The sequence below is a fragment of the Nonomuraea lactucae genome (assembly GCF_003313395.1).
GTDB lineage: Bacteria > Actinomycetota > Actinomycetes > Streptosporangiales > Streptosporangiaceae > Nonomuraea > Nonomuraea lactucae.
In genome coordinates, this window is sequence record NZ_QNFZ01000985.1 from 1 (window position 1) to 11,694 (window position 11,694).

Annotated in this window: 8 protein-coding genes; 6 read left to right on the plus strand and 2 right to left on the minus strand. The window is 71.9% G+C overall.

Going from position 1 to position 11,694, the window contains the following annotated elements; all coding sequences use genetic code 11:
* Positions 1-449 precede the first annotated feature (449 nt).
* From ppdK to DQW85_RS35160, 3 genes are all read left to right on the plus strand, one after another.
* Positions 450-3,185 (plus strand): pyruvate, phosphate dikinase, encoded by a 2,736-nt coding sequence (ppdK, locus tag DQW85_RS35150; protein WP_113704072.1) that lies wholly within the window; start codon positions 450-452, stop codon positions 3,183-3,185.
* 159 nt (positions 3,186-3,344) lie between these two features.
* A complete protein-coding gene (locus tag DQW85_RS35155) occupies positions 3,345-3,650 on the plus strand; it encodes an RNA polymerase sigma factor (RefSeq protein ID WP_113704067.1) in 306 nt (101 codons plus the stop codon).
* 56 nt (positions 3,651-3,706) lie between these two features.
* Positions 3,707-4,567 carry a hypothetical protein gene (locus tag DQW85_RS35160; RefSeq protein WP_113704068.1) on the plus strand — a complete coding sequence of 287 codons (861 nt, stop codon included), beginning with the start codon at positions 3,707-3,709 and terminating at the stop codon, positions 4,565-4,567.
* Here DQW85_RS35160 and DQW85_RS35165 read toward each other — a convergent pair.
* Entirely contained in the window at positions 4,532-6,094 is a 1,563-nt protein-coding gene (locus tag DQW85_RS35165) for a M48 family metallopeptidase (protein ID WP_162795629.1), read from the minus strand. The two genes, DQW85_RS35160 and DQW85_RS35165, sit on opposite strands and share 36 nt — an antisense overlap.
* An 81-nt stretch (positions 6,095-6,175) precedes the next feature.
* On the opposite strand from DQW85_RS35165, the gene DQW85_RS35170 reads away from it, so the two are divergent.
* Together DQW85_RS35170 and DQW85_RS35175 are read left to right on the plus strand one after the other, a co-directional pair.
* The gene (locus DQW85_RS35170) at positions 6,176-7,423 is read left to right on the plus strand and encodes a deoxyguanosinetriphosphate triphosphohydrolase (RefSeq protein ID WP_113704070.1); all 1,248 of its coding nucleotides are present in this window, start codon (positions 6,176-6,178) and stop codon (positions 7,421-7,423) included.
* 44 nt (positions 7,424-7,467) lie between these two features.
* Positions 7,468-8,631, plus strand: a complete 1,164-nt coding sequence (locus tag DQW85_RS35175; RefSeq protein ID WP_240197639.1) for an NAD(P)/FAD-dependent oxidoreductase — start codon at positions 7,468-7,470, stop codon at positions 8,629-8,631.
* On the opposite strand, the gene DQW85_RS35180 is transcribed toward DQW85_RS35175, so the two are convergent.
* Complete coding sequence (locus tag DQW85_RS35180; RefSeq protein WP_240197640.1) at positions 8,618-9,508, minus strand: M23 family metallopeptidase; 891 nt, start codon at positions 9,506-9,508, stop codon at positions 8,618-8,620. The two genes, DQW85_RS35175 and DQW85_RS35180, sit on opposite strands and share 14 nt — an antisense overlap.
* Positions 9,509-9,709: 201 nt before the next feature.
* On the opposite strand from DQW85_RS35180, the gene dnaG reads away from it, so the two are divergent.
* Entirely contained in the window at positions 9,710-11,551 is a 1,842-nt protein-coding gene (gene dnaG / locus DQW85_RS35185) for a DNA primase (RefSeq protein ID WP_113704071.1), read from the plus strand.
* Positions 11,552-11,694 lie beyond the last annotated feature (143 nt).

Sequence of the window (11,694 nt, forward strand, 5' to 3'; positions counted from 1 at the left end):
CAGGCCCGGTCCGGGGGCGCAGGCGGCGACCGCCCAGGCAAGGCAGGCGGCCAGGCCGGCGACCACGCGGGCGGCGGCCGAGGTCGTGCGCCGCCGAACGGGGGGTGGCATGCAACAGAGCGTGACAGCGCCTGATTACCGTGCGGTTGCGAAACGGGCGGCCGATCCGTTACGCCCGGCGGCCCCGGAACCCCGCCGTCCCGCCTCCCTCCGGAGGGCGTTCCACGGCTTTCGACGGCCATGATCCGGAAAGGCGGAGCCCCGCCACGTAACTCAAAAATTGGTGTAAACCAATTGGTATAAACCAATTGGCTGGTCAGCGGACTATAAATTGGATTAGACCGCTAGGGGTCGGTTTACCTGGGGAAACGATGACTTAACCGTTGAGTGCAGTTTCTTCATCATTCCCGCCGGTAGAGTCCCGGGCAGAGGCGTTGATTGGAGCTGTGGTGGCCAAGTACGTTTATGACTTCACCGAGGGCAACAGGGATCTCAAGGACCTACTCGGCGGCAAGGGCGCGAACCTCGCCGAAATGACCAACCTCGGGCTGCCGGTTCCTCCCGGGTTCACGATCACTTCGGAGGCGTGCCGCCACTACCTGGCCGAGGGCGCGCTGCCCGAGGGCTTGGAAGAGGAGGTCGCCCGGCACCTGAGCGCCCTGGAGGGCGCGATGGGGCGCAGGCTCGGCCAGACCGACGACCCCCTGCTGGTCAGCGTCCGCTCCGGCGCCAAGTTCTCCATGCCCGGGATGATGGAGACGGTCCTCAACATCGGCCTCAACGACGAGTCCGTGCACGGCCTGGCCAAGCAGGCCGGCGGCAACGAGCGCTTCGCCTGGGACTCCTACCGGCGGCTCATCCAGATGTTCGGCAAGACCGTGCTCGGCATCGACGGGGAGCACTTCGAGCAGGCACTCGACGACCTCAAGGGCGACCGGCAGGACACCGACCTGGGCGCGGGCGAGCTGAAGGGGCTCGTCGAGGCGTTCAAGGGCATCGTGCGCGAGCAGACCGGCAAGGAGTTCCCCGCCGAGCCGCGCGAGCAGATGCGCCTGGCCGTCATGGCCGTCTTCGACTCCTGGAACGCCCCGCGCGCCGTCCTCTACCGGCGCCAGGAGCGCATCCCAGCCGACCTCGGCACCGCCGTCAACATCGTGGCCATGGTCTTCGGCAACTGCGGCAACGACTCGGGCACCGGTGTCGCCTTCACCCGCGACCCCGGCTCCGGTCAGCAGGGCATCTACGGCGACTACCTGCAGAACGCCCAGGGCGAGGACGTGGTCGCGGGCATCCGCAACACGATCCCGCTGCAGGATCTGGAGCGCATCGACAAGCGGTGCTACGACGAGCTCCTGCAGATCATGGAGACGCTCGAGAACCACTACCGAGACCTGTGCGACATCGAGTTCACCGTCGAGCGCGGCAGGCTCTGGATGCTGCAGACCCGCGTGGGCAAGCGCACCGCCGCCGCCGCGTTCCGCATCGCCATGCAGCTCGTCGACCAGGGCCTCATCACGATCGACGAGGCCGTCACGCGGGTCACCGGTGACCAGCTCGCGCAGCTGATGTTCCCGCGCTTCGACGCCAAGGCCACCAAGAACAAGATCGCCAAGGGGATGAACGCCTCGCCCGGCGCGGCCGTCGGCAAGGCCGTCTTCTCCTCGGAGCGGGCCGTCGAGCTGGCCGGGCAGGGCGAGGACGTCATCCTGGTGCGCCGCGAGACCAACCCCGACGACCTCTCCGGCATGATCGCCGCGCGCGGCGTCCTCACCAGCCGCGGCGGCAAGACCTCGCACGCCGCCGTCGTCGCCCGCGGCATGGGCAAGACCTGCGTCTGCGGGGCCGAGGAGCTCGAGGTGTCGGTCGCCGAGCGCAGGTTCACCGCGCCGGGCGGCGTGGTCGTCGGCGAGGGCGACGTCATCTCGATCGACGGCACCACCGGCGAGGTGTTCCTCGGCGAGGTGCCGGTCGCCGACTCCCCGGTGGTCGAGTACTTCGAGCGCGGGGGCGCGCTCGGGGCGGACGAGGCGCGCGCCGGCGGGCGCGACCATGAGGCCGGCGGGCACGAGCATGAGGACGAGCAGCGCGGCTCCGCCCAGGACGACGGCCTCGTCAAGGCCGTGGACCGGATCATGCGGCACGCCGACTCCGTCCGCCGGCTCAAGGTGCGGGCCAACGCCGACAACCCGGAGGACTCGGCCAGGGCCCGCCGGTTCGGCGCGGAGGGGATCGGGCTGTGCCGTACCGAGCACATGTTCCTGGGCGAGCGCAGGCAGCTCGTCGAGGACCTCGTGCTGGCGTCGGGCGGCGAGGAACGGCAGGCGGCCCTTGACGCGCTGGAGCCGCTCCAGAAGTCCGACTTCATGGGGATCTTCCAGGCGATGGGCGGCCTGCCGGTGACGGTGCGCCTCATCGACCCGCCCCTGCACGAGTTCCTGCCCGACCTCACCGACCTGTCCGTACGGGTCGCGCTGGCCGAGGCCGGCTCCGGCGAGGTCTCGGACAAGGACCGGAAGCTGCTGGCCGCCGTCAAGAGGCTGCACGAGCAGAATCCCATGCTGGGACTGCGCGGCGTACGGCTCGGGCTGGTGATCCCCGGCCTGTTCGCCATGCAGGTGCGGGCCATCGCCCAGGCCGCCAAGGAGGTGCCCGGGGCCAGGCCCGAGATCATGATCCCGCTCGTCGCCGCCGTGCAGGAGCTGGAGGCCGTCCGCGAGGAGGCCGTCTCCATCCTCGCCGAGGCAGGCGTGGACGCCCTGATCGGCACCATGATCGAGACTCCCAGGGCCGCGCTCACCGCCGGCCAGGTCGCCGAGGCCGCCCAGTTCTTCTCGTTCGGCACCAACGACCTGACCCAGATGACGTGGGGCTTCTCCCGTGACGACGTCGAGGCCGCCTTCTTCTCCCGCTACCTGGAGCTGGGCATCTTCGGCGTGTCCCCGTTCGAGACACTCGACCGCGACGGCGTCGGACGCCTGGTCCGGCTCGCCGCCGAGGAGGGTCGCGAGGTCAGGCCCGACCTCAAGGTGGGCATCTGCGGCGAGCACGGCGGCGACCCCGACTCGGTCCACTTCTGCCACGACGCGGGGCTCGACTACGTGTCGTGCTCGCCGTTCCGCATCCCGGTCGCCCGCCTGGAGGCCGCGCGGGCGGCCCTGAGCGACAACGACTCCGACACCCGCTAGAGAACCCGCGAAGGGAACGCCGCGTTCGCTCCCTCGCCCGACTGCTGGACTGAATGCGCCTGCTCCGGTCCGGCAGTCGGGCGAGGGAGCGAACCCCATGCCGCCTCCACACCGATAGAAGGTGAGGGCTGGAAGCAGCCCAAGGAGGAAGTGAGCCATATGAGAGATCACCCGAACCGCCCGGCCGCCCGGCAAGATCGGCTCTATCGCCGCCACGCGCCAGCCGTACAGGGTTACGTCGCGCGCAGGCTGGGGCCGCAGGCGGCCGAGGATGTCGTGGCGGAGACCTTCATGGCGGCCTTCCGGGCACGGGGCAGGTACGACACCAGCCGGGAGGAAGCCCGGGCCTGGCTGTCCGGCATCGCCACCCGGGAGATCGCGGCCAGGAAGCGGGTCGAACGGTCGTGGTACCGGAAGGTCGAGGTGGCCTGCCCGGATCCGCCGGTGTCCTGCTCGGCGGTGTGACGGGTGGGCGCCGTCGCCGGAGCCTTCGCGTCGCGATCTCGATTGGAGCCATCACGGTGGCCGCCGCCGGCACGGTGGCGGTGCGGTCGATCGACCAGTTCGCGTGGCGTCCCGCCGTGCCCCCCGTCAAGGCGAACCTGACCGCGCGCTCGATCCTGCTCGCGGCAGCCAAGGAGTCCAGCATGACCTCATTCAGCCCACCCGACCCGTCGTCCTTCGTGTACACCAAGTTCGTCCAGACGAACCGGGGTCTCTCCATGGGCGGCACCGAGATGTGGCTGTCGGCGGACGGATCCAAGGACGGCGTCGCCGGGCAGACCGTGGACCTGACACAGCTCGCCGCGCAGCTCAAGGAGGCGGGACAGCCGTTGCCTGAGCCGATGACGGGTTCGGTGCGCGAAGAGCGGTTCACCGCCTTCCCGCTCAGGCGGTGCGCCTCGGCTGATCGTCCTGCGTCCGGGGACTGCGCGCCGCCTGGGTACGTGGCGCAGGCTCCCACCGACGCCGCGTCCATGCGCGCCTACCTGTTCCGCGGTCAGAACGGCAGGCGAACCGGCGGTCAAGTGGCCTGGAGCCGGGCGTTCGGCCTGCTGCCTCCTCGGCTTCTGGCGCCGGAATCCAGGACCGCACTGTTCCAGACACTGGCCGACATGCCGGGCATGACCGTCGAGCAGAACGTGACCATGCCGGCTCTCCCCAAGAGGTGGGGAGTCGCCGTCGTGTCAGCAGGCGCCGAGGTCGCCTCCATGGCCATCCTGGGCACCGGGTTGGTGGCCGACGCCGGTCTGCGGCCGGACGGGACGCGTGCGGGGGCCGCCTCGCCGCAGAAGGTCATGGGAGACATGGGGAGCTCCATCTCGTACGGGATGTTCACCCCTTGGTCACCTGAGCTCATATCTCAGCTCACTGCCAGATGAGGTGGCACGCCCGCTGGCAGGGACGCCCGCGGCGGGGTCGTGCCGGTCCTCCTCGGGGACCGGCACGTAGTCGTGGCGTACGCCCAGGTCGCCCAGCCACTCGCGCAGCCCGGGCACGGCGGGCGGGCTGGCCGCGACCTGGGCCGCGTACCCGGCCAGCGCCACCTCCTCGCCGTCGTCGAACAGCAGCCTGGCCGGGCCCGACCAGGACAGCGTCCACCGGGCCTGGCCGTGCTCGATCAGCACCCCCTCCAGAGCCCGCCCCAGTACCCCGGCCACCAGGTCGTCGGAGGAGCTCCACCCCAGCTCGGCCAGCCGGTCGGCAAGTGCCGCCCGCTGCCCCCGCGCGATGGCCTCGAAGGCGGCGTCCAGGTACGGCCGGCTCGCCCCCACCACCCGCTGCCCCGCCACCGCCAGGTCGCGCAGCGCGTCGGCGTTGCGGTCGGCGTACACGGCCCTGGCCACGATGTCCTCCCACGACGCCGGCCGCAGGGTCGTCAGCGCCTGGGGCGTCCACATCGACCGCTCGACCTCCTGAGCCGCCGTCGCCGGATCACGCAGGAGGGTGAGCGCCGGGCGCGGGTCGGGCACCTGCGCGGGCTCGGGCAGCAGCTCGATCGCGGCCAGCCGCGCGGCGAGGCCCGGGTGCGAGTCGTACGGGGAGGTCTCACGGGGCTGCCTGGCCAGCCGCGCGATCTCCGCCTGCCGGACCGGGTCGCTCATGAGCGCGTGCAGGCCGTTGAAGACCGTCGCGGGACGGCAGCCGCCCGCGACGGTCAGAGACAGGTAGTCGCGCAGGTAGATGTCCCAGGCGACGCCCGTGGAGTGGACCTTGCGCAGGGCCTCGGCCATGGCCCGCCGTCCGCCGATGGCCACCGCCAGCGCGTCGGCCTCCAGCTCCTGCCTGCGCGAGACGGCCTGGGAGACGCGCAGGTAGAGCCCGGCGTAGCCGGCGAACAGGCGCCGCACGAGCCGGTGCGGGCCGAGGTTGCGCACGGTCGCGACCAGCGCCACCCGGCCCCGGTAGACCGGAGCGCCCAACCGGGTGTGCGCGCGGCTGTAGTGGCCCAGCTCGTGGCCCAGGACGGCCCGCATCTCGTCGACCGTCAGTGTCTGCAGCAGCGGCAGCCCGATGAACATCCGCCGCCGGGTGGCCTTCAGCCCGAGGAAGCGGGTGTCCTCCGACACGGCAGCGTTGACCTCGGGCACCAGGCGCAGCTCGTCGGGCGGTGCGGTGCGCACCCGCCGGGCCAGATCCTCGACCGCCTGCCAGAGCATGGGCTCCCGCTCGCGGGCGACCGGCACTCCCGGCTCCGCGCCGCCCACGGGGCGGCTGACCGTCACCAGCACGTGGACGAGAACGGCGGCGGCGAGGGTGAGGGGGAGTGCCGTCTTCAGGGCGTCGGCGTGGAAGTCGAGGATCAGCAGCACGTCCAGCAGGAGGGCCGCGGCGACGACCAGGCCGACCAGCACGTAGAGACCCGCCAGCAGGGCGAAGGCCAGCAGGGCGCGCAATGCTGTGGTCATGGAGGAGGGCTCCCGGGGAAGGGGGTTCTCGCGGCACTTGACACTAGCGGAGACCCGAAAGTGGATAAAATCACTTCACTCATGGCCCGCTACGACCACCACGACCAGGAACGATGGGTGCCGGAGCCTCCCGGCAACCCCGAGCGCGGCGCGTTCGAGCGCGACCGCGCCCGGGTGCTGCACAGCGCGGCCCTGCGCAGGCTCGCCGCCAAGACCCAGGTGGTCGGGCCGGGCGAGACGCTCGGCGGCGGTCAGCACATTCCGCGCACCAGGCTGACCCACTCGCTCGAATGCGCCCAGGTCGGCAGGGAGATGGGCGCCACCCTCGGCGTCGACCCCGACCTGGTGGAGACGGCCTGCCTCGCGCACGACCTGGGCCATCCGCCGTTCGGGCACAACGGCGAGGTGGCGCTGAACGAGCTGGCGGGCACCTGCGGCGGGTTCGAGGGCAACGCGCAGAGCCTGCGCCTGCTCACCAGGCTCGAAGCCAAGGTGATCACCGAGGACGGCCGCAGCGCCGGGCTCAACCTCACCCGCGCCGCGCTCGACGCCGCCGTCAAGTACCCATGGACGTGCGACAGGTCGCCGAAGTTCGGCGTGTACGACGACGACCTGCCGGTCTTCGAGTGGATCAGGGACGGCGCCCCGCCCGGCCGGGTCAGCTTCGAGGCGCAGATCATGGACTGGGCCGACGACGTGGCCTACTCGGTGCACGACCTGGAGGACGCGCTGCACTCCGGCCACGTCACCCCCGAGGCGCTCCTCTCGCCGGTCGAGCGCCGGCAGGTCTGCGAGCTGGCCCGCACCTGGTACGCGCCGGACGCCGACCCCGCCGAGCTGGAGGAGGTGTTCGCCCGGCTGGTCGCCGGCCCGCTCTGGCCGCGCGGCTTCGCGGCCACGCTCGCCGACCTGGCCGCGCTCAAGGCCCTGACCAGCGGCCTCATCGGCCGGTTCTGCCGCGCCGCGCAGACCGCCACCAAGGACGCCTCCACGGAGGTCGCGAGCGGGTGGCGCCACGGGCCGCGCCACCGCGTCGACCTCGTCGTGCCCCGTTCGACCAAGCTGGAGTGCGCCGTGCTCAAGGGCGTCACCGCCCACTTCGTCATGACCACCGACCACCACCACGCCAACCAGGCCAGGCAGCGCGAGCTCATCACCGAGCTGGCCTCCCTCATCACGCTCGGCGCGCCGGGCACGCTGGAGCCCGCCTTCCGGCCCGCCTACCTGGAGGCGCCCGACGACGCCGCCCGCGTCCGCGTCGTCATCGACCAGATCGCCTCCCTCACCGACACCTCCGCCGTCGCCTGGCACCGGCGCCTTTCCGGATGACCGGGCGTCTTTCCTGACGAGCGCCGGGGGCGGATACTGCGGCCATGGCCACATTTGTGATCGTCGGCGCGGGCCTCGCGGGGGCCAAGGCCGCGCAGACGTTGCGTGAGGAAGGCTTCGACGGCAAGGTCGTCCTCATCGGAGCCGAGAGCGAACGGCCCTACGAGCGGCCACCCCTGTCCAAGGAGTACCTCCAGGGCAGGAGCGAGCGGGAGAAGATCTTCGTCCACCCCGCGGGCTGGTACGCCGAGAACGCCGTGGACCTCCGGCTCGGCCTGCGGGCCACCCGGATCGAGCTCGACCGCCACGTGGTCAGGCTCGCCGACGGCTCCCGCCAGCCGTACAACAAGCTGCTCATCGCCACGGGAGCCACGCCGAGGCGCCTGCCCGGCCCCGCGTTCTACCTGCGCACGGTGGACGACTCCGAGGCGCTCAAGGAGCGCCTGGCGGCGGCGCGGACGGTGATCGTCGTCGGCGCGGGGTGGATCGGCCTGGAGACCGCCGCGGCCGCCCGGCAGGCCGGGTGCGACGTCACCATCGTCGAACCCGAGCCGACCCCGCTGCACCGCGTGCTCGGCGCCGAGCTGGGCGAGGTCTTCGCCCGCCTGCACCGCCGCCACGGGGTCTCCCTGCGGCTCGGCACCGCGGCCGCCGAGGTCACCGGGACCGGCGTGCGGCTCAGCACGGGCGAGCGCCTCACCGCCGACCTCGTCGTGGCCGGCGTCGGGGCCGCGCCCGAGGTGGGGCTCGCGCGCGAGGCCGGGCTCGACGTCGGCCAGGGCATCCTCACCGACGCCTCACTGCGTGCCTCCCACCCCGACGTGTACGCCGCGGGGGACGTCGCCGAGCCGTTCCACCCCCTGTACGGCCGGCGGCTGCGGGTCGAGCACTGGGCCAACGCCCTGCACAGCGGTCCTGTGGCCGCCCGGGCGATGCTCGGCATGGACGCCGTGCACGACCGCGTGCCGTACTTCTACACCGACCAGTTCGAGCTGGGGATGGAGTTCTCCGGCGACATCGGCGGCGCGGGCTATGACGAGGTGGTGTACCGGGGGTCGGTGGACGACCTGGAGTTCGTCGCGTACTGGCTGTGCGAGGGCCGGGTCGTCGCCGGGATGAACGTGAACGTGTGGGACGTACACGGCCGCGTCCGGGAGCTCATCCGCTCGGGGGTCACCGTCGACCCGAAGGAGCTCACGACGGGCTGAGGGTGATCGTCACCGGCGGCTGCCCGTCGTCGCGTTCCGGCTGCGCCCTGGGTGCCTTCTTCGGCTTGCACAGGACCGAGCAGCGCGGCGTCTCGCCGAGCCTGGAGCGCAGCGCCATCGTCTCGTCGCGCGGCGAGAGGGTTCGGTTGCCTGACAGCCATGCGTCGAGGTAGCTCCAGGGGTTCACCGTGCCACGCCGGACCCACCAGTAGCGCGGCCCGGCCTTCCAGGAGATCGCGAAGTACAGGTTGGGGCCGGTGCTGCGGGCGTTGCCCGACCTGCCGACCCTGCCGAGCAGCTGCCCGGCGCCGACGCGGGCGCCCGGCCGGACGCCGCCGGCGATCGAATCCAGATGACCGCCGAGGTAGCGGACACCGTCGTCGCCGATGATCGTGACGAACCTGCCCTCGCGGTCGGGCCCCCGGTCGGTGGACGGCAGCCACCTGTTCCTGGGGTTGACCTCGTCCACCACGCCGCTGACGGGTGCCACGAACGCGCACCCCTCGCCGGTCCAGATCGTCGTCTTGGGCAGCACCAGCAGCCTGCGCTGGTAGCTGACGCGGCAGCCCCGGACCGGGAAGGTGTAGGAGTGGCCGGACAGCTTGGGCGGCGGCACCTTGACCGGGGCGGCGCCCTCGGGCGGCTCGACGCTCACCTGCTCCGACGGGGCCTGTTGTGACATGGGCTCCTGTGACGGGGTCTCCTGTGAAGGGGTCTCCTGCGGCGGAGCTCCCTGTGACGGGGCCTGCTCGGGGATCGTCGCGGTGACGACGGGGGTGGCCCCGGGTGGCGGGACGGACACGGGAGACTCGGCGCTGACTCCGGCCACCCCGGTCGGCTGGGAACACGCGCCGGTCACCAGCAGGGCGCCGGCCACGACAGCCCATCCTCCCAGTCGCCCCGATCGCATGATCTCCACCCGTGTCACCGTATCCACCGCAGCCTTTCCCTTTGTAGCCGACCGTGCAACAGAGGGGACACGTTTTCCGTTTTCCCGCGCCTGAAGGTGATATCACCCTTTCCATCGCCCGGTCCCGTGGGGGTGAGGAGTGTCGGTCCGCCGCAATAGACTCACGGCGTGGCCGGCCGCATTCGTGACGTCGACATCGCGCTCGTACGCGAGCGATCTCCCATCGCCGAGGTGATCGGGGAGCACATCCAGTTGCGCAACGCGGGCGGAGGCAATCTCAAGGGGCTGTGCCCGTTCCACGACGAGAAGAGCCCGTCCTTCAACGTCACGCCCGAGCGGGGGATGTACTTCTGCTTCGGCTGCTCGGAGGGCGGCGACGTGATCACGTTCGTCGAGAAGATCGAGCACCTGTCGTTCTCGGAGGCCGTCGAGCGGCTGGCGCAGCGGGCCGGGATCCAGCTGCAATATGAGCAGGGCGGCTACGTGCCGCGCCGCGACCACGGGGAGCGGGCGCGGCTGATCGAGGCGCACCGCGCCGCCGCCGAGTTCTACGTCGAGCGGCTGATGGCGCCCGAGGCCGGCCCCGGGCGGCGGTTCCTGTCCGAGCGGGGCTTCGAGCGGGCCGACGCCGAGACGTTCGGGGTGGGCTACGCGCCCGCGGAGTGGGAGGCGCTGGCCCGCCACCTGATGGGGCGCGGGTTCACGGCCGACGAGCTGATCAAGGGCGGGCTGGCCAAGGAGGGGCGGCGCGGGCCGATCGACCGGTTCCGCGGGCGGCTGATCTGGCCGATCCGCGACGCGACGGGCGACGTGATCGGGTTCGGGGCACGCAAGCTGCTCGACTCCGACGACGGCCCCAAATACCTCAACACGCCCGAGTCGCCGCTCTACAAGAAGAGCCAGGTGCTCTACGGCATCGACCTGGCCAAGCGGGAGATCTCCCGGCGGTCGCAGGCGGTGATCGTCGAGGGCTACACCGACGTGATGGCCTGCCACCTCGCGGGCGTGCCCACCGCGGTGGCCACCTGCGGCACCTCGTTCGGCGAGGAGCACATCAAGATCCTGCGGCGCTTCCTGCTCGACCAGGCCGAGTTCCGGGGCGAGGTGATCTTCACCTTCGACGGCGACGCGGCCGGGCAGAAGGCGGCCCTCCGGGCGTTCGCCGACGAGCAGAAGTTCGTCACCCAGACCTACGTGGCGGTGCAGGCCGACGGCCTCGACCCGTGCGACCTGCGTGTCAAGCAGGGCGACGCGGCCGTGCGCGATCTCATCGCCAGCCGCGAGCCGCTGTTCCAGTTCGCCATCCGCAGCACGATCAGCCGCTACGACCTGCGCAGCAACGAGGGCAAGATCGCCGCGCTCGACGCGGCGGCGCCGATCGTGGCCGGGATCAAGGACGCCGGCCTGCGCAAGCGCTACGCCATCGACCTCGACCGCTGGCTCGGGTTCATGGACGAGCGGTTCGTCATCCAGCGCATCGCCGACGTGGCCCGCGCCCAGCACGGCCGCCCGCAGCGCGCTCCCAGGCCCGTGCCGGTCGATCCGCACGTGCGGGTGGAGGGGGAGTTGCTCAAGCTCGCCGTGCAGCGGCCCGCGCTGCTCGGGCCGCGGTTCGACGCGCTCGACCCCCAGGCGTTCACCGGGCCCGACCATGTGACGCTGCAGAAGGTGATCGCCTCGGCGGGCGGCACGGCGGCGGCCGGGCACGGCGGGCGTGAGTGGGTGGACCGGCTGCTGGAGCACGCCTCCGACGAGGCGGCACGGGTGCTGGTGACGCGGTTCGCGGTGGAGGCGATCCAGGCCGACTCGCATGCCGAGGAGCGCTACGGCGCGGCCATGCTCGCCGCCATCGAGGCCATCGCGGTCGACCGGGCCATCGCGCAGGTCAAGTCGCGCATCCAGCGGCTCAACCCGGTCGACGAGCAGCAGGACTACAACCGGCTCTTCGGCGAGCTGGTGGCACTGGAGCAGCAGCGCCGGGTGCTGCGGGAGAGGGCCACGGGCAACTGAGCCGTCCACGGGAGGCGAGGGCTGAGGGGCGGCGACTGGGGCCGTCCCACGGCGAGGGCTGAGGGGCCCCTGGGGCCTGGGGCCGCCCGGGGGGCGAGCGTGACGGGCGGGTGAGCCGCCCCGGGAGCGGGCGAGCCGCGGGC